This is a genomic window from Clostridium caldaquaticum (assembly GCF_023806125.1).
GTDB classification, from domain to species: Bacteria; Bacillota; Clostridia; order Clostridiales; family Clostridiaceae; genus Clostridium_AT; species Clostridium_AT caldaquaticum.
In genome coordinates, this window is sequence record NZ_JAMSKT010000005.1 from 74060 (window position 1) to 99673 (window position 25614).

Here is a 25614-nt window from a genome sequence, read left to right on the forward strand (position 1 = left end):
TTTCTACAAAATACGACGATAATTTATATAAAAAGGCGTAGTTCATAAACAGATTATTAATTCATTAAAGAACGTAAGGAGAATTGATTATGAATCTTCAAAAGCTGAAATTTAAAAGTATAAGAGCTAAACTTATAACAGGTATGATTGCACTTTGCTTAATACCGTTATTAACTGCGGAAAGTATTACTTATTTAAAAGCAAAAGATATTTTAGCTAAAAAGCTTGAAGTTACCAGCAGACAGACTCTTTCTGAAATAAATCTGTCTCTAGATAATTACTTTAAAGGTACGTCTATTCTACTTAACATGGCTTCAAGCAACGTTAACTTTACTCAAGCATATACATCAGAGGAAAAAATACAGTATGCAAAAAATTATCTTAAAGAAATGCAAAGCAGCAGTACAAATATTATGAACACCTTTTATGGAACTGAATCCGGAAAATTTCAAATATATCCAGAAGCTGATATTCCTGATAATTTTAACCATAAGGAAAGACCATGGTATAAGCTGGCTGTAAACAATAAAGGAAAAATCGTAGTTACACCACCTTATAAAGATGTTGCAACAGGAAAGATTGTAGTTACATTAGCAAAAACCGTTGAATATGAAAACAATATTGTAGGAGTAGTAGGAATTGATTTATCCCTAGATGCGCTATCAGATTCTTTATCAAAGTCAAAAACAGGGGAAACTGGCTATGTATTTATTTGTGATTCTGATGGTATCCTTATTTCCCATCCTGACAAAACCCTTATAGGTACAGATACGCCTGCAAAGCTTAGTTTCTGGAATGAAGCTAAGACTAACGAAATGGGATTTACAACTTACACCTTTGAAGGTCAGAAAAAATTTGCAAATTATGATACAAATAAACTAACAGGCTTTAAACTTATTGCTGCAATAAATGAAAGCGAACTTATAGATGACCTAAACTCAATAAAAAATCTAATAATAGTTTCTTTAGGAATTGTTTCCTTATTAGCTTCACTTTTAGCATTAATATTAAGTAAAGGTATAGCTGTCAATATTGCCAAACTCAAAACAGCCTTTGAAAGTGCTTCAAAAGGTGATTTGACAACTGAAGTTATAATAAACTCTGAAGATGAGTTAGGTAAACTGGGCAGCGACTTTAATGAAATGATACGCAACATTTCCTCGCTTATGAAAAATGTTGAAACTTCAACAAAAACTATATTAGAGGCTTCCTCCCAAATTGCAAGTATGTCTGAAGAAACAACAGCATCCATAAACGAAGTGTCAAGGGCTATTGAAGAAATTTCTCAAGGTGCTACCGTTCAGGCTCATAATGCTCAGGAAAGTGTTTCAAATATAGATGAACTTTCTTTAAAAATTGATGATATTACAGCAGCAGCTAAAGAAGCTGGACAAATATCTAACGACACTCAGGCTTTAAGTGATAAAGGATTGACTATGGTTGAAACCTTATCTCAAAAATCTTTGGAAACTAAAGAATCCTCCTCTCGTGTAGGCCAGGTTGTTCAGGAAGTAAATAACAGTATGAGCAAAATAACTACAATATCTGAAGCAATTTCTAGTATTACTGAGCAAACAAATCTGTTAGCATTAAATGCCTCAATAGAAGCTGCAAGAGCAGGAGAAGCAGGAAGAGGTTTTGCTGTAGTTGCTGAGGAAATCAGAAAACTTGCAGAAGAATCAAGAAATTCTACAGAAGAAATAAAGAAAATTATTGAGACAATTCAAATGCAGTCTAATAAAGCAGTTAAGGCAATGGAAAGCACAGAGATAACTATAAAAGAACAGGAACACACAATGGTTGAAACAAGAAAGGTATTTAATGAAATTATAAACAGTGTATCCATACTTACTGGAAAGATAAACATTATAAAAAATTCTATAATCGATATAAATTCAAGTAAAGAAAATGTAGTTCAACAGACACAAAATATATCTGCTGTTGCACAGGAAACTGCCTCCGCTTCTGAAGAGGTTTCAGCTTCTGCAGAAGAAGTCAATGCAACTATGGATGAACTGACAAAATATGCTGAAGAGCTTAATAATCTTTCAAATAAACTGGAAAAAGAAGTTAACAATTTCAAAACAAAATAAAGGCTGGATTTTTCCAGTCCTTTATTTTGCTTTTCTATTTCATTAATTAACTTATCAATCTCCTCATCATAAATGCCATTGGTTTTAGCTGACTGTAAAATTTTAATAGCCTCATTAACCTTTCCCTCACCTAAATAAATATCTTTTATTTTAATATAAGTACTCTTATTTTTTTTATTCACTAAGATTGCTTTCTGAAATTGTTTATCTGCCTCTTCATATATACCCAAGACAAGCTTTATTCTCCCTAAACATATATAAGCATCCACATTTTTCTTATTAAATTTTACAGCTTTATTAAAACACTCATCTGCAGCTTCATAATTTTTATTTTTTAAGTATATATTCCCAAGTTCAACATTCTTATGTGAAACGTAATTCATGAATACGGAAATGATAGCCAAAACTATTATCAGAATTATTGAAAGAATAAGCCTGGCTATGCTTCTTCTTTTATCAAGAATCATATAAAAGCCTCCATAATAATATTATTTAATTCATATTATCATCATATTTAAATAAAGAAAAATTTGTGCCTTTAGCATATAGTTTTTAATCAATTTTCCATTTTATTTTTTCTCATAACTATTGTTTGTTTTTACTGATTCTGTTAAAATAAATTATGTAAAAGAATTTCGAAATAGTGCAGCAACTGCAATATTTCTGTTAAATTGTAAAAATACTGTCATATTTTAATCTGTAATTAAACGATTTAGCTGTGAGGATACATATGCTTGAGACTATTTTATTCGCATTACTTATTGCAAAAATAAAAGACTATAAACTAAAACCAATATTCAAATCTTTTGCTTTTTATCCATCCATTGCATTTACATTATTCTATGTAATCTGGAATATATCTATATTTTTCGGTGATTATAGCCTTATAAAATACTCAAGTATATTAGAAAAGATTTATCTTTTAACCTTCCTTACTTTAGTTTTTAAATATAATCTATATAAAAGTGCTTTTTTAGGTTCGTTTTGCATTTTTATAGGGACAAGCTTAAACAAGCTAGCTATAGCTGCAAATGGCGGCAAAATGCCTGTGTTTCCCACTTTATCTTACATAACCGGCTACGTTAAAGCTGATTCATTTACAAAAGTTAATGATATACATGTTTTAGGCAGTGGATCTACAAAACTTAAATTTTTAACAGATTACATTGATTTAGGATACAGTATTTTGAGTGTAGGCGATATATTTATAAGATTATTTGTTTTTATTATAATTTTTAGTTCCATAAAACATATAAATGAAAAAAATATAAAATTATATAGTTTCAACTGAATATTTTAAAAATTTAAATAGCATATTTATATTATTTACAAGACTTTAAGCAAAAAAATACATCTGCCTGGGAGGAATTAGTTATGCTAAAAATATCTTTATTAGAATTTTTTTTAAGAGCTATTCCTGAAACCTTTTTAATGGTATTAATTGTGCACGCATTATCCAGGATGAAAATTAATTTTAAAAAATATTTGTTATCGTCATCAATTTTCTCTGTTATGGTTTATTTAATAAGGCTTTTGCCTATTCAGCTAGGAGTACATTCTATATTGAATTTAATAGTTCTTATAGTTTTAACGGTGCTTATAAATAAGGTAGATATTATTAAATCTACCAGCTCAGGACTTATTGCTTTTATTTTTACTTTTTTACTTGAAGGAGCAAATTTTTATTTTATACAGTCGGTATTGAAAAAGGATATTAATGAGGTAATGACAAATCCTGTTTCAAAGGTTTTAACTGGCCTTCCATCATTAATTTTGTTTGGAATTTTTACAATAATCTATTATATTATTTTATTAAAACAAAACAAGTTAAGGTAATGAACTATGGAAAAATTAGCAGATAATATTGCAAAAAAAATAAGTTTAGAATTAAAACTTGACAGTGACCGCAAAGAAGTAATTGCCTACGGTACTTTTGCTCTCCTTCATACACTGCTTTCTATAATACTTGTAATAATTTTTGGAGCTGTACTGAATGTTATGGTTGAGGCACTTATTATATCCTTTGCCATAAGTATTCTCAGAAAATACTCAGGAGGAGTTCACGCCAGCTCTCCAGGAATTTGTGCTTCAGTAGGTACTGTTATAACTTTAATACTGGCTGTATTTATATGCTTCGGGCTTAATTCATATATCAGTTTAAATTTAATTTTTGCATCAGGCTTAATATGTTTTTTCTGGTCTTACTACATAATAATAAAATTAGCTCCAGTAGATAGCCCAGCCAAGCCTATAAAAACACAGAAAAAAAGAGAAAGGATGAAAAAAGGATCTATATTTATTCTGGCTGTCTATGCAGTAATTGTGCTGCTTAATATTTATCTTTATATGTACACTAAAGAGAAAAGATTTTTAATTTTTTCTTTATGTATATATAGCGGTACAGTATGGCAGGCTTTTACTCTTACAACCCAAGGACATACTGCCCTAAAAAAATTAGATTCTTTTTTAAATCAATTAATAACTTTACTAAGGAGGGGAAAAAAATCATGAAAAAGAGATTATTTACTTTATTTGCTGCACTAACAACTATTCTTGCAGCTACAGTTGCTTCATCCGCTTGTGTATGGACAGTATATCAACCTGAAGAACCTGCATGCTTAAGAGAAGAATAAACTTTCAAAAAATGTTTAAGGTCGGTTTATCCGACCTTAAACGCTTTCATATTGAAATGAGGTACACACAGATGATAAAAATTGACTCTGATAAATCAAAACAAATAAGTAATATTCTTTCTGTAGTAAAATTATCATCACTATTATTTTCCGGATTAATTTTTTTAGAATATTTTTTAGGTAGTGATAATCCTATATTAAATTATAGTAATTCAGCTTATACTTTATTTTGGATATTAGGAATTTTAATACTAACCTCAATATATTTTATATGGACATTTTCTGCAGTTAAAAAATTCAACAGATATATTCATTTAGTTCAAACTATAGAAAACTTTGCTATTTTATTAATATTTTTTATGGTCATTCTACTTTCTGGTGTTCATAAAAGCGAGTTTAAATTTTTATTTTTATTTATAATAATAACTACTACTATACAATCAGGAATGAAGCAAGGTATATTTATAGCTTCTATTTCTTCATTTTTAATGCTTACTATGGATCTTGTTTGTTCACCTGGTACTGCAGTAAATCAGTATTTTCAAAACGACTTAACCATGGCTGGGGTCTTTCTGCTTACTGCCTGGTCCCTAGGCTTTTATGTAAAAACTGCAAATGATTATATTGAAGAACTTAAAAGCCTTGTTAACAAAGATGGTTTAACCGGTGTATACAATCATAGATACTTTCATGATGCTTTAAGAGAGAAAATAAAAGCCTGCGAAAAGGAAAATGCACCTATTTCCGTGGTATTTATAGATATAGATTACTTTAAGCACTATAACGACCTTTATGGACATCAGAAAGGAGACGAAATTCTTTCAACTATTGGTTCTCTTTTAAAAAATTCTGTGAGAAAAAATGATATAGTTGCACGGTATGGCGGTGAGGAATTTGCTATAATCATGCCAGATGCCTCTGAGAAAGAAGCCTTCTTTTTAGCGGAAACTATTAGAAAAAAAGTTGAGGAAACCTATTTTGAAGGAGAAGAATATCAGCCTAACGGCAGACTAACTGTTTCCATAGGTGTTTCTGTTTATCCTGATAAAGCAAAAAATGATATTGACCTTATTAAAAGTGCTGACGATGCTCTCTATAGAGCAAAATTTTTTAATAAAAACAGAGTAGAAACCTATACTTCTATACTTGATGAATTGAAAAAAGATATAGCTGAAGAACATATTGATTTAGTTACCTCTGTAAAAACCTTAATAAGTGTAATCAATGCAAAAGACAAATATACCTACGGTCATGTTGAAAGAGTAGTTACTTACTGCAGAATGCTAGCAGATAAGCTTGGCTTAAGCAAACAGGACAAACAAACATTAATATATGGAGCTTACATGCATGATATAGGAAAAATAAACATTGCTAAAGATGTATTAATTAAAAAAATGCCTCTGACACAAAAAGAATGGGAAATGCTTAAGCAGCACCCTGTTAATGGTGTAGATATTATAAAACCTGTTGACTCTCTTAACAATATCATACCTTTAATTCTTTATCACCATGAAAGATATGACGGTAAAGGCTACCCTGACAATCTTAGAGGAGAAAATATACCATACTTAGCAAGAGTATTAACTGTTGTAGATAGTTTTGATGCCATGACTTCAAACAGACCTTATAATAAAAGAAAAACCTATGATGAAGCCATTGCTGAACTAAAAAAATGCAGCGGCACTCAATTTGACCCTGTAATTGCTCATAAATTTATTGAAGTTATTAAAGAAAATAGAAATAGCTTTGATTATTAGGCCGATGCAGTTTTCTACTTCGGCCTAATAATTACTGCTTATTGCTTTTTTGCCATTTTACTGAAATCTAAAGTTATGCTGTCTATATCAAGCTCCAGCTTTTTATATTTTATTCCAACCATATCGAACATTCTTTTAGATGCTACAAAAATATCTTTATTTGAATATTTATCGCTTAAATAAATAACCTCTCTTATTCCAGACTGAATTATAGCTTTTGCACATTCATTACAGGGAAACAGTCCCACATAAATTCTGCATCCTTCTAAATCTCTAATATTGCTGTTTAATATAGCATTCAGCTCTGCATGACATACATATGGATACTTAGTTTCTAAAAACTCCCCTTCTCTTTCCCAGGAAAGACTTTCATCCGAGCAGCCTACAGGAAAACCATTATATCCTATACCCACAATTTTATTTTTATTATTTACTATACATGCTCCAACCTTCGTATTTGGATCTTTACTCCTAAGGCCTGATAATAATGCTATTCCCATAAAATATTCATCCCAGCTTATAAAGTTTTTCATCTTCTATGCTCCTTTCTCTATAACTACTAAAACCTATCCTTTTTCAAAATATCTTCTCCTTCAATAATTATATAATTACTTATTTAATTAATTCAATAAATAACTTTAAGAGCTTTAAAAATGTGCTCAATTCATTTTTTTAACATTTTACACTTGTATTACTTATAGAGACATGTTAGGATATATTGAGAATTATATAAGACAGTTCCAAACCATAGGAGGATTTTATATGTCAGGCAGAAATGAAAAAGAACTTGAAGGAGTTACCCTGCTAGGTAATCAAGGTACTAAGTATAACTATGATTATGACCCATCTGTACTGGAAACTTTTATAAATAAACATCAGGAAAATGATTATTTTGTAAAATTCAACTGTCCTGAATTTACAAGTCTTTGTCCTAAAACAGGTCAGCCTGATTTTGCTACTATATATATATCTTATGTTCCTGATAAACTTATGGTAGAGAGCAAATCTTTAAAACTTTATCTTTTAAGCTTCAGAAATCACGGCGACTTTCATGAAGACTGTATAAATATAATCATGAAAGATTTAATAAAACTTATGGATCCTAGATATATAGAGGTGTGGGGCAAGTTCACTCCAAGAGGAGGTATTTCTATAGATCCATATTGCAATTATGGAAAACCTGGAACTAAGTGGGCAGATGTTGCAGAAAAAAGGCTATGCTATCACGATATGTATCCTGAGAAAATTGATAACAGATAGTTTATAATATAATAGAAAAGGCTGAGAAAAATTTCCTCAGCCTTTTCTATTATATTTCTCTTGTAGCATTTTTTAAATACTCTAATTCCTCTTCATTTAAGTATGGAGACAGTTTCTCAAATACAGTTTTATGATAGTTATTAAGCCATGCCTTTTCTTCAGCTGTTAATAGAGAAACTTCAACAGCTTCTAAATCTATAGGACACAAGGTCAAAGTCTCAAACTTCATGAACTGACCCCCATACTCTGTTTTTTCATCCTCTTGAACAACAACTAAATTTTCTATTCTTATACCATGCTTTCCTTGTTTATACACTCCTGGCTCGTTAGATACAATCATGCCTTTTTCAAGCTTTATACTATTAGGAAGCATGGATATTCTGTGCGGTCCTTCATGAACATTCAGGAAAAAACCTATTCCATGTCCTGTTCCATGTTTATAATCCATTCCTGCATTCCATAATGGAATTCTTGCTATAATATCTAAGTTTGAACCTGTAACTCCATATAAAAATCTCTGCATTGTCAAATCAATCATACCTTTTAATACTAGTGTAAAGTCAAGTTTTTCTTCCTCTGTTAAAAAGCCCATAGCTAAAGTTCTTGTTATATCTGTAGTTCCATCCAGATATTGAGCACCTGAGTCTATTAAATAAAAACTCTCTGGCTTTATAAAAGCTTGATTTTCTTCTGTGGCATGATAGTGCGGCATGGAAGCATTAGCTTTATAAGCTGAAATAGACTCGAAACTTAAGTCATAAAAATTGTTTCCTTCTCTTCTTAGTTCTTCAAGCTTATGTGCTGCTTCTAGTTCAGTAATTTTTTCAGTTTTTACGGTTTTCTTTATCCAATTTATAAATTTAACCATAGCTACGCCGTCTCTTACCATTGCTTTTCTTACATTTTCAAGCTCTGTTTCGTTTTTTACTGCTTTTAACTTTGTAGTAATATCCATAGCTTCTAAAATCTTTATCTTTATTGAATTATACACCCAAATATTTGTTTTAGATGGATCAAGCAGTATAGTACCTTCAGATATATTTCTTAAAAACTCTGCAATGCTATCATAAGGTTTTATTTCAACTTTAGCTTTTTCAAGTTCTGATTTTACTGCCAAACTAAGCTTGTTTTCATCAATGAATAAATAGTATTTTTCCTGTGAAACTACAAAATAGCATATTGTAACAGGATTGCACTCTATATCCCTTCCTCTAATATTTAAAAGCCATGCTATATCATCAAGGCTTGATATTACATAATAATCTGCTCCATAAGATTTCATTCCTTTTAAAACTTCAGCAAGCTTTTCTTCCCTTGCCTTGCCTGTATACTTAATATCATGAATTACAACTTCAGTAGCTGGCTTTTGCGGTCTCGCTGTCCATACCTTATCTATTAAATCTTCGTTAACTTCAAAGAAAAACTCCTTACTTTCTAAAGCTTTCTTTAAACTTTTAAAATACTCTGCTGAAATAACCCTTCCGTCAAAAGCTAGCTTTGCCCCCTTAAAAAGTACATTCTTTAAAAATTCCTCAATAGAAGGAACTTCTCTTTCTCCCATTTTATAAAGGGTAACTCCAGTATCTTTAAGCTGATTTTCTGCCTGTATAAAATATCTTCCGTCAGTCCATAATCCTGACTCATTAAGTGTTATAACTGCAGTTCCTGCAGAACCGGTAAAACCAGTTATAAAAGCTCTTGCAGCATAATGCTCAGCTACATATTCACTTTGATGTGGATCAGAATTAGGTACTATATAGGCATCTATTCCTCTTTCTCTCATTAAGTTTCTTAATTTTTCAATTCTTTCTTTTATTTTCAACCTAATCACCTCTTCTAGTTCTATAAAATTTTACTTTAACCATACATAAAAACAAAATATTGCTTTTTCAAACAATACCCATATTATACCACAAATTTTAAACATTTTTATCATTTTTTGCTTAAGGTTTATTTCTCCATCGCCATTTATTATTTATATTTATAGCAAATAATGTTATAATTATGTTATAATCGTTTTTTTAACAAACTGTAAATATTTTATTAAAATAAGTATACTTAGGTGATATTATGGATTATTCAGAAAACAATGTCGAAAAGAATATTAATAGCATTTTGGCAATAGTAAAATTAATTTCTTTATTATTTTGTGTAGTTATATACTCTTATGAAGCTTTATCTGACAGCGTTATAGATTTTTGTGATTTTAAAACATCATTATTATTGATTTTTGTAAAAATTTTTATACCGCTGCTCATAATAGTACTTTTACTTTGGTCTTATTTTTATACAAATAAATATTTTACAAAGCGTTCTAAAAATATAATTATTGCAGAAAATATTATTTATATGTTATTTTTTTCAACACTGATTTTTCTGTCAGATTTATATGAAAGCCAATATAAATTTTTATTTCTATTTGTTATTATTTCTTCCGTTATTGAACTAGGTGCTAAATTTGGAATGGCAGTTGCTGCAGTATCTTCTTTGATAATTTTATCTATAGATTTAATATCTGCACCAGACTCAGCTGTTAATATATATTTTCAAAGCGATTTAATTCTTGTAGCCGCACTTATACTAGTAGCCTGGTCTTTAGGCAGATATGTTGAACTTCAAAAAGAAAATATTTCAAAAAAAGATATACAGCTTAATCTTTTAAATGATAAGTTAACTGAACATGAAAAGCGAAAAATATATATAGAAAATATAATTTTAAAAAACGAAGCCTGCTACAATCTATTAATCAATAACACCAATAATGCAATACTTATTCACAGGTGTAATAAATTGATTTTTTCTAATGAAAGTGCAGCAAAATTATTAGGTATTCCTTTGGAAGCATTAATAGACAAATCTATTCTAGATTTTATAATTCCTGAGGAAAAGAAATCTGTAGAAGATATGTATTTAAGCGTTTATGAACATAAAACAGGTACTATAACCTTTGAGCAGATATTAGTAGGCTTAAATGGAATTAAAATCAATGTTTTAAATACATCCAGTTATTTTATCTACGAAGGTAAACCTACAATACTTACGATACTTCGAGATATCAGCCCTGAAAAACAAGTTCAGAGCCTGAAAATGGATGTGCAGAAAAATTTAGAATTACTAAATGAAAGCCGAGAGTTTAACAAACTGATAACTGATTTCTTCTCCAATATATCACATGAGCTTAAAACGCCTTTGAACATATTATTTTCTTCTATACAGCTATTAAGTTTGTACAGTGAGGACAATACTAAATTTATTGAAAACAAGGACAAGTATCTTGGAATAATGAAACAAAACTGCTACAGACTTATGAGACTTATAAATAATCTGCTTGACATAACAAGAGCAGACTCAGGTTTTTTAAAACCTTATATGAAAAACTGCAATATTATAAGCTTAGTTGAAGATATAACAATGTCTGTTGCAGATTTCGCAGAGAGCAAAGGTATAAATCTTATTTTTGATACAGACTGTGAAGAAAAAATGATGGCTGTTGACCCGGATAAAATTGAAAGAATTATTCTAAACCTGCTTTCAAACGCTCTAAAGTTTACAGACTGTGATGGTCATATATTAGTAACTATGTTAGATAAAGGAGACTATATAGAGATTTCAATAAAAGATGATGGTATAGGCATACCTGAAGATAAACTTGATATAATTTTTGAAAGATTCAGACAGGTAGATAAGACTTTATCCAGAAATCATGAAGGCTCAGGAATAGGGCTTTCACTTGTTAAGACTTTTGTTGAAATGCATGAAGGCACAATTAAGGTAAACAGCCAGCTATATAAAGGCAGTGAATTTATTATAAATCTTCCAGTAAGGGTTTGCAGTGAAGATTTTGTAGATAAAAAATATATAAATGATAATATCATAGAAAAAATCAGCGTTGAGTTTTCTGACATATATTCTTAATGTATTTTTATAATTTTAAAAAAATGGCAAAGGAATTTCTCCTCTGCCATTTTATTTTATTCTCTATCAGAAAAAATTCTTACAAATTTAATTGAATAAATATCACAAAGTAATTGTGTTCCTTCTTGTTCTTTTAATATGATGTAGCTTATACCAACTTTTTCTAGAACTCCTGTTCTATCTTGATAAGTATTAGTTCCAATCAAAAAACTTACAAGCATTCTCTTTCCAATTTGTGTTCTTAAATATCCTTGGGTATAATTTATATCCTGCTGAACAGGTGATCCTGGCGCCATTTCAAAACTTGCAGAATCCATTCCCTTCAAAGTCTGCGGAGTTGGAAATGGTGGTACAGCAGTAGTTCCTCCTGGGGCTTCAGCAGGCATACCAGCTGTTATATCTGGAATTTCTTGCTGAAACATTGGTTGAGCTGCTACTGGCATTGGTATATAGCCGGGCATAAATGCCTCATCATTCATTTGTCTAAAAGGACAATCTCCATAAAATTCATACATTATTAAAATTCCTCCTTTTTTATATAAAACAATTTTTTAAGTTTTAAAATATAATGCTGTTGGATTGTAAAAACAGTGCTGCACTACCCTGACTTGAAAACTTCCTGTACCATTGTATGGAAAGTTATAAGGACAAACTGGTCTAAACGGATTAAAATACCAAAGGGATGCTCCTACAGTAAATAATCTATTGCCAGCTAATGCCCAATCTGCTATATCATAGTGTATTTGTTCAGGCGGGTTAGCCCATATAGTCTGCGGATTCGGTTGTCCCCTCAGTATAGATCGTACACAGTCAAACTGCCCTTTTTGAAAAATAACCTTTCTTATGTCTCCCTGACACACTCTTTGATATTCACCAGCAGGGGCATTTACTCTATTCATAATTACAGAGGCAACGGCCTTCATACCATTTTCGCCTTCTCCGCCTGCTTCACATTTAATTATTCTTGCTAGTAACTCTCTGTTATCATACGCCACTTAAAAGTCACCTCTTAAACAGAACTCATAATTCTATACTATGCAGCAATATTAAAAATAGTTCATTTTTTTAAATAAATTTATAGTAATTCTATAAAATTCTTGAGCATAAATTCGCTGCAGATCATATCATATTATAAAGCACTTAATTAGGAGATGTGTTATGTATATATATAATTTTTATAATAGGTGAGACTGTATGCCTCCGCCTGTAGACGGATACAATGATAATACTCCAGATATGCCTAAAAGCCCCCCTCCTAATCTTATACCTGACAAAGATAAAGCTCATGCTCTGGGATTTGAAAAAACACCAGGGATCAACTTGGTGCTGCCCGCTACTGTTATGCCTTGCCTATATAGTTTTACTTATATATGGTTAAATAACAAAGCATCCTTTTGGGCAAAACCAGTTGCAATAAAGCAAACTGCTATTATCTGCTGGATATGGAATGGAGTAAAATGGTATTCAAGTGAGTTACAATTGCGTGATATCGATAGTTTTATATGTAAATGGTTCTAAAAAGACTGGCTTTATTAATGCCAGTCTTTTTAATAAACTTTATTTGATTTTATTCCATATTTATGATAATTTTTTTATGGGTGGCATCATTTTGAGCTGCACCATATTATTTATGTCAATTTAACATTTCATTGCTGGTACACTTCCATATGGGGGTGATTTTTATAAAAATTAGTTTTATTGGTGCTGGTAAAGCAGGCTTTTCTCTTGGGAAATTTTTCAAAGAGAAAGGATTAGATGTATGTGGTTATTATAGCAGAAATTTATCTTCCTCTAAAGAAGCTTCAGTTTTCACAAAAACAAAGCATTTTGAGAGAATTGAGGATTTAATAACAGAAAGTTCTATTATTTTTATTACTGTACCTGACGATGAAATTTTAAATGTATATTCTAAGTTAAAATGCTATTCATTAAAAGATAAAATTATCTGCCACACAAGCGGATGTCTTTCTTCTCATATTTTTTCTGACATAGATGATTTAGGTGCATATTCTTATTCATTCCATCCAATGTTTCCAATTTCCCAAAAAAAAGAAAGTTATAAATACTTGGAGGATGCTTTTTTTACAATTGAAGGTCATAGTAAATTTCTAAATTATATGACTAATTTATTTTCTTCTATTGGAATTAAAATAATACAAATAGAAAGCAAAGATAAAAGTTTGTATCATCTTGCATCAGTTACTGTAAGCAATTTATTTCTTGCACTTTTAAATAGAAGCTGTAATTATTTAAAAAATTATGGTTTTAGTGAAAATGAGGCTCTTAATGCATTATATCCACTAATTAAAAATAACATAGAAAATGCTGTTAAATTTGGTATAACAAATGCTTTAACAGGCCCTATTGAACGTGGTGATATAACAACTATACAAAAACATATTCTCTCAATGCCTAATGAGCATGAAATAGTATATTCAGAGCTTTCTAAGGAACTTATTTCAATTGCCAGAGAAAAAAATAAAAATAAATGCTATTTTAACATTGAAAATTTTTTGGGAAATTATCAAATTAAATAATTTTTTATATGGAAGCTGGGAGGAAAATAAATGAAAAATACAATTGTAACATTTAAAGAATGGAAAAACAGCGGTAAAAAATTAACTATGCTTACAGCCTATGATTACTCTATGGCAAAACTTATTGACGAAGCCGGCGTTAATGCAATATTAGTAGGTGATTCTCTTGGAATGGTTTGTTTAGGTTATGAAGATACATTAAGTGTAACTATGGAAGACATGATACACCATACTAAAGCTGTCTCAAGAGGAGTAAAAAATGCTCTAATAGTAGCTGATATGCCTTTTATGTCCTATCAGACATCTGTATATGATGCAGTATTTAATGCTGGAAGACTAATAAAAGAAGGAAGAGCCCATGCTGTAAAACTTGAAGGCGGTGCTCAGGTTGCTGAGCAAATAAGAGCAATTGTAAATTGCTCAATTCCTGTAATGGGACATCTTGGATTGACTCCTCAATCAATTAATACATTTGGCGGTTTTAAAGTTCAGGGAAGAGATGCTGATGCCGCTAAAAAGCTAATTGAGGATGCTAAAATAATCGAAGCTGCTGGAGCTTTTGCAATAGTATTAGAATGTATACCAGCAAAGCTGTCAGAAATAATTACTTCTGAAATAAGTATTCCTACAATAGGTATTGGAGCTGGAAAATATTGCGACGGACAAATATTAGTTTATCAGGACATGCTTGGAATGTTCTCTGATTTTAAGCCAAAGTTTGTTAAACAGTACGCTGATACAGATAGTATAATTAAAAATGCTATTAAAAATTATATAAGCGAAGTACAAAAAAGCATATTTCCCTCAGAAGAATATGAATTTAAAATAGATGAAACTACTTTAAATAAGCTTTATTAAGGAGGCATTTGTAATTATGAATATTATTTATAACATAAAGGATTTAAGAGCAGAAATTAAAAAATGGAGAAACCAAGGTTTTTCAATAGGCTTTGTTCCTACAATGGGCTATCTTCATGAAGGTCATGGTTCTCTTATTAAAAAAGCCAGAGAAGAAAATGATAAAGTAGTAGTTAGTATTTTTGTTAATCCTATTCAATTTGGACCAAATGAAGATTTTGAAAAATATCCAAGAGATATGGAAAGAGACAGTAAAATGGTTAAGCAATATGGAGGACATTTAATTTTCAATCCTTCTCATGAAGAAATGTACCCTGTTAATTTTTCTTCATATGTAGATGTAGATGGCTTAACTGAAGGACTTTGCGGTTCTAAAAGACCAGGTCACTTTAAAGGTGTATGTACAGTAGTTACAAAACTTTTTAATATTGTTCAGCCGGATAAAGCTTACTTTGGCGAAAAAGATGCTCAGCAACTAGCTGTTATTAAAAGGATGGTACGAGATTTAGATATGCCTGTTGAAGTTATCGCCTGCCCTATTATTAGAGAAAATGACGGCCTTGCTAAAAGTTCCAGAAATACTTATTTAAACCCTGAAGAAAGAAAGGCTGCTCTTATTTTATCTAAAAGCCTTCAAGAAGCTAAGGCTGCACTTAATAATGGTGAACGAGATGCCTTAAAAATAAAAGAAATAATAATAAATAAATTAACTAGTGAACCAATGGCAAAAATTGATTATGTAGAAATAGTTGACAGTTTATCTTTAAAACCTGTTTCTAATATTAATACTGATATTTTAGTAGCTATTGCTGTATTTATAGGCAAAACAAGACTTATAGATAATTTTACTTTTACTGTTTAACAAGGAGGTTTATTCATGGTAATTACAATGCTTAAGTCGAAAATACACAGAGCTAAAGTAACTCAGGCAGAACTTAATTATGTTGGAAGCATTACTATAGATAAAAAATTACTTGATGCCTCTGGTATTATGGAATATGAAAAAGTAGCCATAGTGAATATAAATAATGGAGAAAGATTTGAAACCTACGCTATAGCAGGTGAAGCAGGAAGCGGAGTAATATGTCTTAATGGTGCTGCAGCCCGCTGTGCTCAAAAAGAAGATTTAATAATAATAATGGCATACTGTGAAATGACTCCACAGGAAGCTAAGGAGCACAAACCAACAGTAGTATTTGTTAATGAAGATAATTCAATAAATCAGATAGCTGATTATGAAAAACACGGAAAGCTTATACCTCAATAAAAATTTAAATGAAAACCGAAATTTTCTGTGTATAGTTCAAATCATCTTTTAAATTGCTTTTTTAAAAATATTTTTACTATTATGTTAAGGTGTATATACTGTTGATATGTAATCATGTATAATATATATTAGTTTATATTACTTATGTAAAAGGGTTTTTAGGTGATAAGTATGGAGAACTTATTCTTTAAAAAAAGAATTTTGATTGTGGAAGATAGTAAATTCACTTCTGTTGTGCTTACAGAACTTCTCGCTGAAAATGGTTATCAAACTGAAAGTGTCACTAAAGGTGAAGAAGCAGTGCAAAAAGTACACAAAGGTGTGCCCTTGGATTTAATTTTAATGGATATTGAACTGGCTGGAGAAATGAACGGCATTGAAGCTGCAAGAAAAATAATAAAAATGCGTGACATACCCGTAGTATTTCTTACTGCTAATACATCAGATAAGATTATTCAGCAAATTAAAGAAGTAAATGCTTACGGCTTTATAATAAAAGGAACAGATAATGCAGCAATATTATCTACAGTAAATATGGCAATAAAACTTCATGAAGCTAATATTTACTCAAAAATGTTTCAAAAGCTTTTTGAAAATTCACTTGATGAGTATTATGTTTTTCACCCACATTCATTAAAATTTGTTGCAGTTAATAAAGTTGCAAGAAAAAATCTGGGATACTCATCTCATGAACTAAAAAATAACACTTTTCTTGATATTTGTGCTAGATTTAATCTGGAAAGTTTTAATAAAATAATTTTATCTTTATTAAATGGAGAACAAGAACAGATTATTTATAACACATTATTCAGAAGAAAAGATGGAACTACTTATCCAGTTGAAGTAAATCTTTATCTTTTTGATTATGAAGGTGAAAAGCTATGTATGGCTTTTGTTGTTGACCTGACTGAATCTTTAAAGATAAGAAATGAACTTGAAGAAAAAGAAATGACTTTAAGTGCTTTAATGGATTCAGTTCAAGACGGTATAATTATGTTTGATGCCCAGGGAAAATTAACTTTTTGGAATCCTGCTGCAGAAAAAATTTTTGGTTACAAAAAAGAAGAAATATTAGGTAAAGATTTGAGTAAATTACTTTTTCCAGATGACCGTCTTTATGAAGTTTATACTAAAGCTTTTAATAATTTTGAAATAAATCAGCAGCAAAATAATTTAGGAAAAACAATTGAAATGAAGGGAATAAATAAAAAAGGGTATGAATTTGATATAGAAATTTCCCTTTCAGAATTAAAAACAAGAAACAGCTGGTATGCTGTTGGAATTATAAGAGATATAAGCGAACGTAAACAGGCGCAGGAAGAATTGGAAAACAGCCGTAAGCAGTATTTAGAATTAGCAGAGGAAGCCCCTATTGGTATTTTAAAATGTGATGCAGAAGGAAATATTATATATGTTAATGAAAAAGCATTGCAAATACTTGGTTCACCAAGTGCTTTAGAAACAAAAAAGGTAAATCTGCTTAAAGCTCCCTCATTAGTTGCTTATGGTTTTTCTGAAAAACTTAAAACTTGTTTAAAAGAAAATAAAATTGACATTTATGAAATGAAATATGAAACTATATGGAAAAAAAAAGTGTGGCTTAGAGTTCATGTTAAACCTTTAGTTGAAAAACATATTATTAGTGGTGCACAGCTAATTATAGATGATATAAGTGAAAAGAAAAAAATGGAAGAAGAATTAAGAAATTTATCTGTAACTGATTCCCTTACACAAAGTTACAATAGAAGATATTTTACACAAAAGGTTGAAGAGGAAATAGAAAGAGCTGAAAGAAATGGAAGTAAATTTTCTATTATAATGCTTGATATAGATCATTTTAAAAGTATTAATGACAGATATGGCCATAATACTGGAGATTTAGTTTTAAAAAGCTTGGTAAATGTTATTAAAAACAGAATCAGGAAAATAGATATTTTAGCACGTTGGGGCGGAGAAGAGTTTGTAATTTTACTTTTAGATACAAATACTAAAAATGCCGTTTTTTTAGCAGAGAAACTTAGAGAAAGTATAAGCAACATGAATGTTCCTGGTGTTGATAAAGTAACAGCAAGTTTTGGAATAAGTACTTACTGCAAAGGAGATACAGTTGATACAATAGTCAATAAAGCAGATATGATGATGTATGAGGCAAAATCTTCAGGAAGAAATTGTGTAAAATATTAAAATATATGGATGAATGTTAATATTTTAACTTTTAAAATTTATTATAAAAAGGCGGGCTGTATTGTGAAATTTATTACATATTCTTATGAAAACAAAGAATGCGTTGGAATTTTAACTGAACAGGGCGTTATGCCCTTAACTGAGTTTACTTCAATGATTGACTTAATTGAGAATTTTAGTGAGGATGTTTTTAAAGAAAACTTTTTAGGTTATATTCCCTTAAATGAAGTAAAACTTCTTGCACCTATTCCACGTCCAAGAAGAAATATATTATGCCTTGGTAAAAACTACGAAGACCATGCAAAAGAGCTTGGGGCAACTAAAATTTCTGATAAATTTATTCCAGATGACCCAATATATTTTACTAAATCAGCAGATGCTGTTATAGGAACTAATGACTATATTAAGTTTTTTCCCGAGGTAACAAACCAAGTGGACTACGAGGTTGAGCTGGCTGTTATTATAGGAAAAGAAGGAGTTAATATAAAGCCTGATGAAGCTGAACACTATATCTTTGGATACACTATTATAAATGATGTATCTGCCAGAGATCTTCAGCTTAGACATAAACAATGGTTCAAAGCTAAAAGTCTTGATACATTTTGCCCTATGGGACCCTGCATAGTTCATAAAAGCAAGCTTCCTTTCCCTATTGAGTTAGACATTAAATGCAGCGTAAACGGAGAGGTAAGACAAAATTCAAACACAAGCAAATTTATTTTTGATATACCTTATATGATAAGTGACCTATCAAAAGGCTTTACTCTAAAACCAGGAGATATAATTGCTACAGGAACTCCAAGCGGTGTCGGCTTTGGCTTTAATCCATCAAAGTTTTTAAAAGATGGAGATATAGTTGAATGTTATGTTGAGGGAATAGGAAGCTTAATTAACATAGTTAAGGCCGTATAAAAACTTATATAGCATCATAATCTTAATACTTTTTAATATAAAAAACATTAGAAGGCTCTTTTTCTAGGAGCCTTCTATAATAACAATAATAACTTCAATAATAACAAACAACAGGAGTACCGGGATCAATATTTTGAAATATTGTCTTTGCCAGATAGTTTGGTGAATTTATGCAGCCATGAGAACCATTAGTTCTATATATATTTCCTCCAAACCTGCTTCTCCAACTGGCGTCATGAATACCTATACCTCCATTAAAAGGCATCCAATAAGATACAGCTGCTTCATAATCTGGTCCCTTTAAAATCGCATTTCTTTGTTTATATTTCAGCCTATAAACCCCTGAAGGTGTTGTATGTCCAGCACTTACATTGCCTGAAACTATATCCCCCTGTACTACTAAGGAACCATTTTTATAAAACCACAAATGCTGGCTTGATAGATTAATTTCTACATAAGTATTTCCAATATCATTGCTGTTTTGACATAATGCAGTTTGAATATAGGCTGGTTCCTTTGTTAAAGTTTGCCCCTCTTTTACTGCTGAGATGATAGCCTGCGTTTCTTTATCTTTATTAATTATAAAGCCATAATCGCCCCCGCCAATACTTATTATCTTTCCTGATGTTGTATTAAAGTTTCTTTTCTTACCAACTGTATTATAGTTATTTGAAAGTGTATCTACATATTCCCTTACTTTCTTCTCATCAAAAGTGATTACATAATTCTCATCAACTGAAAGCCACATATTTATAATTGAAGCATCTAATATTTCCTTTCGCTCACCAAAGTTATAAGTAATTTTTGAAGATACATATTTATTAAGCGTATCTTTAACATCTATTATTTTTTGAGATTTAGAAGTATATTGAGGTTTAATATAACAATCTATTCCTTCCAAATCTAATGTAGTTTCTTCATTAAGTATTGCATCGGATACATGCTTATACAAAATATTTTTATCGACCTTGTTTCCCTGCACTTCATCTACAATGACATAGCTGCCTTTAGAATACTCAAATCCCGCATTTTCAGGTTCAACTATATTCCTTATGTCAAAACAATCCAGCTTATCTATTCTTTGTGCTAATAATTCCTTATCATAGTCAACACCTTCCATCATTTTATATTCATCCGGATTTAAAATTGCTGAAATCCACTTAAAAGGTTTCTGTCTATCTTTAAAAATTCTAAAATCACCACCTGTATTATACTTTAAACCAATTTCATCTGCCCTTATCTGTTCATTCTTGCCTCCTCGTTCCTTTAAGTTTAAAGTATAGGCCTGCAGCTTTTCAGCCATTAGTTCATTAACTTTCTCCACAGATTTACCCGAAACATTTATACCATTTATTTCTGAACCGAAATAAAAATGGTTTATAAAATATGCTGACATTCCAAAGTATATAACAAGCAGAATGCTAAGAAAACTTGTTATACCTATAGTTATTTTCTTATGTTGATTCAGCTTTTCTTTCAGTTTCTCCATTAACTCTTTCAGTTGTTTTTTACTAAACTTTTCCGTAATACCCACCCCTTTAAATTAAACAAATATTAGACTTAAAAGTTGTTTTTTTATCTCTCTATTGCTTATTTAAAACCCACACTTAATTTTATGTTGCAATATTAAATATTAAAACAATTAAAATAAAAAAATGCTGTGAAGCTTTTAAGCTTCACAGCATTTTTTTAATTACTGCTTTTACTTTCAGAAACAGTATCTGGTTCTATATTTAGTATTGTAAATAATTCCGAAAACAGCTTTTGTGCCGCTGGAACTGCTGTTTGAGAAGCATAGTATTTATCAGGGCTGGGTTCTTTAACTGTAACTATTAAAGTTACTTTAGGATTATTAACTGGAGCCATGCCTGCAAAAGATGATACATACTTTCCCTTTTCATATTTGCCGGTTTCAGTATTAACCTTGTTTGCAGTTCCAGTTTTTCCAGCTATGTGATAACCTTCCATATAAGTAGCTGTTGCAGTTCCTTTTTTAACAACTTCTTCTAAATAACCTCTTAGTTCTGCTGCCTTTTCTTTGCTCATTATATTTTTCTCATCTAAACTTTCATACTTTCTATCAATTATTTTTTTATCATCCTCAGTATGAAAAATTTCTTTCATAACATGAGGTCTTATCCAAGTACCACCATTAGCAACTGCATTAAAAGCTGCAAGATACTGAACTTGAGTAACTGCAACACCTTGTCCGTAAGACATTGTAGCAAACTCAACAGGTCCAATATCTTTTAATGCCCTTATAATCCCAATACTTTCTCCAGGCAAATCAATTCCGGTTTTCTTACCAAAACCAACATTAGTTACAAATTCATAGAGTTTTTCCTTGCCTATCTTCTGCCCAAGCTGAATAAAGCCAACATTATCTGAATGCTTTATTATTCCTGCTAAATCTAAAATACCATTAGCTTCCATTTTGTCGTTTTTTAAAGTTTCATTGGCAACCTTAATGCTTCCTGTGCTGTTAAAGCGGTCCTCAGAAGTAACAGAATTAGTTTGAAGACCTGCTGCAGCAGTTATTACCTTAAAAATAGAACCAGGTTCAAATACATCACTTACCGCTCCATTCTTCCAAGCTTCCTGTATTTCTTCATTTGTTTTACCAGCTCCATTAGGCTTATTAAGATCATAAGCTGGGGTATTAACCATAGCCAAAATCTCACCGCTATTTGGATCCATAATTGTAATACTTACTGATTTTGCATTGTTTTCTTTCAAGGTTTCATTAGCTACTCTCTCAGCCAGCATTTGAATTCGTGTATCAATTGTTAAAACTAAATTCTTTCCATTAACAGGCTGAACTAAAAGAGAATCAGTAGTAGGCAGTTCATTATTTGCTCTGTCTGTTTCAAGCACCTTCAGGCCAGGAGTACCTTTCAGCTCCTCATTATAAACCTGCTCTACTCCGTTAATTCCATTTCCCTCCCAGTTAGCATGTCCAATAACATGAGCAAGAAAACTACCATTTGGATATATTCTAGTTTCATCCTGTGAAATAATTAAACCATTATATTTTAATTCTTTAACAGCATCTGCAAACTTCTTCTCAACTTGTCTTTTTAATGAAACAAATTGAAGAGGCTTTCCTTCTTCATCCTTACTGTCTAATATTTTTTCAACCTTGCTTTTATCCATATTAAGAGCCTTTGCCAGCTCATAAGTAGCCTGATCCTCAGAAATTTTCTTAGTTGCTAAATATTTTTTTAATACCATTAAATCAGCATCAACTCTATAAACTTGTACACTTACTGCAAGCTCTGAACCGTTTCTATCTAAAATACTCCCTCTCTTTGGAGCTATTTCTATAGTTTTTTTCCACTGATTTATTGCCATTTGCTTATATTCAGCACCTTTAGCGATTGATATGTATGCTAGCCTGCCTAAAAGCATCAAAAAAGCAACGGAAAATATTATTCTAATAATTGAAAGCCTTCTAACTTTAAACTTTTTTCTCTTCAACTCACTCACCAGCCTAATTTTCTGTTTAATTTAATATTACCACAAATTTATGCAAATTGATAAAATAAATTCTGTTTCATTATAATATTTATTATAACTCTTTCTTATAAAAAAACGACGTTTCATCTGACACATTCCATGTGCCAAAGAAAACGTCACCTTATACCTTATCTAAAACTTTGTGCTGCTTCTTTTATATTCTCCCTGCCGAGTATAGCAGATACTATAGCCAATCCATCTATTCCTGTATTTTTTAGTGGCTTAAAATTATTTTCATTTATACCCCCTATTGCTACTACAGGTATATTTATATTTTGCTTTATCTTAGCGAGAGTTTCAATAGTTACAAAGCGGGTATCCGTTTTAGTTTGGGTTGAATACATTGCACCTACACCAATATAATCTGCTCCTTCTTTCTCAGCAGCTATTGCTTCCTCAACAGTTGCTGTTGATATACCTACTATTTTTCTGTCTCCTAATATTTTTCTTGCAACCTTGCAAGGAATATCAGATTGTCCAAGGTGTACTCCGTGAGCATCTACAGCAATTGCTATATCAAGCCTGTCGTTTATTATTAAAGGTACATTATATTTATCTGTAATGTTTTTTACCTCTAAAGCTGTTTTATAAAACTCAAGGGAAGATACATATTTTTCCCTAAGCTGTACTATTGTAACTCCGCCTTGTATAGCCTGCTCAACTGCATGACATAAATCTCTTCCTTTTAAAACCTCTCTATCTGTTACAAGATAGAGGCTGTAATCAACATTCTTCTGCATAATTACCTCTCTCATTTAAATCACTGTAAGAAATTTTGTAAATTGCATCTATTATATTTACTTTAAAACTGCCGCTTCCTTGAATATCACTGAGCCTTTCAAATGCCATTTCTCCAGCTATGCCCATTGTAATAATACCTGCAGATGCTGCAGCAAAATAATCCTTAGTAACTCCGCAGTAAGTACCGATTAAAGATGTACTCATACAGCCTGTTCCTGTTACGTCTGTAAGCATTCTGTGTCCATTTCTTACACTTATTATTTTTATACCGTCAGATATATAATCTACTGCACCTGATATTACAATTACGGAGTTCAGCTTTGCTGCAAGGTCTTTTGCAATTATCTTAGCATCTTCTGATATAGCTTCTTCAGAATCCACTCCCTTTGAAAGAGCATTCATTCCGCAAAGAGTTTTAATTTCTGCTAAGTTTCCTCTTATGACTGAAAATTTAACCTCTTTTAAAAGCTTTAAAGCAGTTTCTTTCCTGTAAGGAGTAGCTCCAACTCCTACAGGGTCCAAAATCACAGGTACTCCCAGCTCATTTGCCTTTTTCCCAGCTTTTATCATAGCTTCCACTTTAGTACTATTTAATGTTCCAATATTTATAACAAGTGCAGCTGCTATAGAAACCATATCTTCTACTTCTTCAGAAGCATCAGCCATTACTGGAGACCCTCCTAAAGCAAGAACTATATTGGCACAATCATTTACTGTTACATAATTTGTTATATGGTGAATGAGCGGTTTTCTATCCCTTACTCTGCATATAAGTTCTCTGTATTTTTCTTTAATTTCCATTTTTGCAAACCTCCAAGTAATTATATGAAATTATATTAAATTTTATTTTCCACGTTAATCAAAATTCAATCCTGCCTTTTTATATAATGTGTAAAAATGATTTGTAGGGCCAACACCTTTTCCTATTTCAAGAGATTGTTCTATAGCTGTTGTTATATATTCTTTTGATCTTTTAACACTTTCAACAACAGAAAAACCAAGAGCAAGATTAGCTGCTATAGAAGAGGACAAGGTACATCCTGTACCATGAGTATTCTTAGTATTTATTCTTTCAGTTTCTAAAAAACTTGTACTTTTTCCATCATATAATACATCTACAGCTTTTCCTTCAAGATGCCCGCCTTTTATTAAAACATATTTTGCTCCAAGCTTATGTATCTCTTTTGCTGCTAGAACCATTTCATCTACGTTTGTAATATTAAATTTCTTCTTATACTTTTCTTCAAGTATAGCTTCGGCTTCTGGAATATTAGGAGTCAACACATCTGCAAGTGGAAGCAGTTTTTCTATTAGTGCAGTTTTTGCTTCAGGCTGAAGCAGAGAATATCCGCTCTTTGAAATCATAACAGGGTCTAGTACTACATTCTTAGGACTATATTGCTGCAGTTTTTTACTGATGGCTTCAATTGAAGCAATCTTTGAAACCATTCCTATTTTAACTGCATGTACTTCTATATCACTAAATATTGCGTCAATCTGCTGTGCTATTAATTCAGGTGTAATATCTTGTACAGCAAAAACACCTTGAGTATTCTGTGCAGTTACAGCAGTTATAACACTCATACCATATACCCCATGAGCACTGAAGCTTTTCAAATCTGCCTGAATACCAGCACCACCGCAGCTGTCTGAACCAGCTATAGTAAGAGCAGAATAAATAAGTTTTTTTGTTTTCATGATTTACCTCCTTCTTTCAGGAGACAAGGATTGGACTAGCAAATAAAAGCAAAGCAATAGACTTTTATGAATTGAAACAAAAAACACAAATCCGTAGACTTGTGTTTAATAATGACATCTTCATAAACAACTACCTACGCTGGCATTACCCAGATCAGGTTAAGGGTCAAAGAATTTCTTTCTTACTCTCAGCTAGAACAACCAGCTCCCCTGTGCATATTATTATATTTTTGTATTTATAAT

General features: G+C 31.1%; 24 protein-coding genes, 1 pseudogene and 1 riboswitch. Of the genes and pseudogenes, 15 read left to right on the top strand and 10 right to left on the bottom strand.

All coding sequences use genetic code 11. From position 1 onward, the window contains the following. The first annotated feature begins 89 nt into the window (after positions 1-89). Positions 90-2093, top strand: a complete 2004-nt coding sequence (locus M2651_RS04340) for a methyl-accepting chemotaxis protein (RefSeq protein WP_252131117.1) — start codon at positions 90-92, stop codon at positions 2091-2093. 254 nt (positions 2094-2347) lie between these two features. On the opposite strand, the pseudogene M2651_RS14425 reads toward M2651_RS04340, so the two are convergent. Beyond that, positions 2348-2560, bottom strand: a pseudogene (locus M2651_RS14425) (tetratricopeptide repeat protein); the annotation flags it as partial. Between the two features lie 263 nt (positions 2561-2823). Here M2651_RS14425 and M2651_RS04350 point away from each other — a divergent pair. The 5 genes from M2651_RS04350 (at position 2824) to M2651_RS04370 (ending at position 6483) form a co-directional block, all read left to right on the top strand. Beyond that, positions 2824-3384 carry a DUF5317 family protein gene (locus M2651_RS04350; RefSeq protein WP_252131118.1) on the top strand — a complete coding sequence of 187 codons (561 nt, stop codon included), beginning with the start codon at positions 2824-2826 and terminating at the stop codon, positions 3382-3384. A gap of 83 nt (positions 3385-3467) precedes the next feature. Beyond that, positions 3468-3929 (top strand): hypothetical protein, encoded by a 462-nt coding sequence (locus M2651_RS04355; RefSeq protein ID WP_252131119.1) that lies wholly within the window; start codon positions 3468-3470, stop codon positions 3927-3929. Positions 3930-3935: 6 nt separating this feature from the next. Next, positions 3936-4604 carry an accessory gene regulator ArgB-like protein gene (locus M2651_RS04360; RefSeq protein WP_252131120.1) on the top strand — a complete coding sequence of 223 codons (669 nt, stop codon included), beginning with the start codon at positions 3936-3938 and terminating at the stop codon, positions 4602-4604. Then, entirely contained in the window at positions 4601-4726 is a 126-nt protein-coding gene (locus M2651_RS04365) for a cyclic lactone autoinducer peptide (protein WP_252131121.1), read from the top strand. Before M2651_RS04360 ends, M2651_RS04365 begins: the two co-directional genes overlap by 4 nt. Before the next feature lie 71 nt (positions 4727-4797). After that, positions 4798-6483, top strand: coding sequence for a diguanylate cyclase (locus M2651_RS04370; RefSeq protein ID WP_252131122.1), 1686 nt, complete (start codon positions 4798-4800; stop codon positions 6481-6483). A 38-nt stretch (positions 6484-6521) separates the two neighbouring features. On the opposite strand, the gene M2651_RS04375 is transcribed toward M2651_RS04370, so the two are convergent. Next, positions 6522-7016: a deoxycytidylate deaminase gene (locus M2651_RS04375; RefSeq protein ID WP_252131123.1), complete on the bottom strand. Its 495-nt coding sequence runs from the start codon at positions 7014-7016 to the stop codon at positions 6522-6524. A gap of 229 nt (positions 7017-7245) precedes the next feature. On the opposite strand from M2651_RS04375, the gene queF reads away from it, so the two are divergent. Further along, on the top strand, positions 7246-7743 hold the full coding sequence (gene queF / locus M2651_RS04380) for a preQ(1) synthase (protein WP_252131124.1): 498 nt from the start codon (positions 7246-7248) through the stop codon (positions 7741-7743). Positions 7744-7792: 49 nt separating this feature from the next. On the opposite strand, the gene M2651_RS04385 is transcribed toward queF, so the two are convergent. Beyond that, positions 7793-9565, bottom strand: coding sequence for an aminopeptidase P family protein (locus M2651_RS04385; protein ID WP_252131125.1), 1773 nt, complete (start codon positions 9563-9565; stop codon positions 7793-7795). A 248-nt stretch (positions 9566-9813) separates the two neighbouring features. On the opposite strand from M2651_RS04385, the gene M2651_RS04390 reads away from it, so the two are divergent. Further along, positions 9814-11658, top strand: a complete 1845-nt coding sequence (locus M2651_RS04390; RefSeq protein ID WP_252131126.1) for a sensor histidine kinase — start codon at positions 9814-9816, stop codon at positions 11656-11658. A gap of 56 nt (positions 11659-11714) precedes the next feature. Here the strand turns inward: M2651_RS04390 and M2651_RS04395 are convergent, their stop codons facing one another. Together M2651_RS04395 and M2651_RS04400 are read right to left on the bottom strand one after the other, a co-directional pair. Then, the gene (locus M2651_RS04395) at positions 11715-12173 is read right to left on the bottom strand and encodes a hypothetical protein (RefSeq protein ID WP_252131127.1); all 459 of its coding nucleotides are present in this window, start codon (positions 12171-12173) and stop codon (positions 11715-11717) included. A gap of 36 nt (positions 12174-12209) precedes the next feature. After that, positions 12210-12653 (bottom strand): cell wall hydrolase, encoded by a 444-nt coding sequence (locus M2651_RS04400; protein ID WP_252131128.1) that lies wholly within the window; start codon positions 12651-12653, stop codon positions 12210-12212. A gap of 199 nt (positions 12654-12852) precedes the next feature. Between M2651_RS04400 and M2651_RS04405 the strand changes: the two genes are divergently transcribed. From M2651_RS04405 to M2651_RS04435, 7 genes are all read left to right on the top strand, one after another. After that, entirely contained in the window at positions 12853-13176 is a 324-nt protein-coding gene (locus tag M2651_RS04405) for a hypothetical protein (RefSeq protein ID WP_252131129.1), read from the top strand. Between the two features lie 149 nt (positions 13177-13325). Then, entirely contained in the window at positions 13326-14195 is an 870-nt protein-coding gene (locus M2651_RS04410; RefSeq protein ID WP_252131130.1) for a Rossmann-like and DUF2520 domain-containing protein, read from the top strand. 30 nt (positions 14196-14225) lie between these two features. After that, a complete protein-coding gene (gene panB, locus M2651_RS04415; RefSeq protein WP_252131131.1) occupies positions 14226-15053 on the top strand; it encodes a 3-methyl-2-oxobutanoate hydroxymethyltransferase in 828 nt (275 codons plus the stop codon). Between the two features lie 16 nt (positions 15054-15069). After that, positions 15070-15915, top strand: coding sequence for a pantoate--beta-alanine ligase (panC, locus tag M2651_RS04420; protein ID WP_252131132.1), 846 nt, complete (start codon positions 15070-15072; stop codon positions 15913-15915). Positions 15916-15930: 15 nt separating this feature from the next. Beyond that, complete coding sequence (gene panD, locus M2651_RS04425; RefSeq protein WP_252131133.1) at positions 15931-16320, top strand: aspartate 1-decarboxylase; 390 nt, start codon at positions 15931-15933, stop codon at positions 16318-16320. Positions 16321-16491: 171 nt separating this feature from the next. Next, complete coding sequence (locus tag M2651_RS04430; RefSeq protein ID WP_252131134.1) at positions 16492-18504, top strand: PAS domain S-box protein; 2013 nt, start codon at positions 16492-16494, stop codon at positions 18502-18504. A gap of 63 nt (positions 18505-18567) precedes the next feature. Next, positions 18568-19416: a fumarylacetoacetate hydrolase family protein gene (locus M2651_RS04435; RefSeq protein WP_252131135.1), complete on the top strand. Its 849-nt coding sequence runs from the start codon at positions 18568-18570 to the stop codon at positions 19414-19416. A gap of 94 nt (positions 19417-19510) precedes the next feature. Here the strand turns inward: M2651_RS04435 and M2651_RS04440 are convergent, their stop codons facing one another. The 5 genes from M2651_RS04440 to thiD all read right to left on the bottom strand — a co-directional run bounded on the left by M2651_RS04440 (position 19511) and on the right by thiD (position 25371). Continuing rightward, positions 19511-20905, bottom strand: coding sequence for a L,D-transpeptidase family protein (locus M2651_RS04440; RefSeq protein WP_252131136.1), 1395 nt, complete (start codon positions 20903-20905; stop codon positions 19511-19513). 200 nt (positions 20906-21105) lie between these two features. Continuing rightward, positions 21106-22893 (bottom strand): penicillin-binding transpeptidase domain-containing protein, encoded by a 1788-nt coding sequence (locus M2651_RS04445; protein WP_252131137.1) that lies wholly within the window; start codon positions 22891-22893, stop codon positions 21106-21108. 167 nt (positions 22894-23060) lie between these two features. After that, a complete protein-coding gene (gene thiE / locus M2651_RS04450) occupies positions 23061-23672 on the bottom strand; it encodes a thiamine phosphate synthase (protein ID WP_252131138.1) in 612 nt (203 codons plus the stop codon). Then, on the bottom strand, positions 23656-24474 hold the full coding sequence (thiM, locus tag M2651_RS04455; RefSeq protein ID WP_252131139.1) for a hydroxyethylthiazole kinase: 819 nt from the start codon (positions 24472-24474) through the stop codon (positions 23656-23658). The genes thiE and thiM overlap by 17 nt, the downstream gene beginning before the upstream one ends. 54 nt (positions 24475-24528) lie before the next feature. Continuing rightward, positions 24529-25371, bottom strand: coding sequence for a bifunctional hydroxymethylpyrimidine kinase/phosphomethylpyrimidine kinase (thiD, locus tag M2651_RS04460; RefSeq protein ID WP_286207934.1), 843 nt, complete (start codon positions 25369-25371; stop codon positions 24529-24531). 114 nt (positions 25372-25485) lie between these two features. Then, a riboswitch (TPP riboswitch) is annotated at positions 25486-25593 on the bottom strand. Positions 25594-25614: the final 21 nt, after the last annotated feature.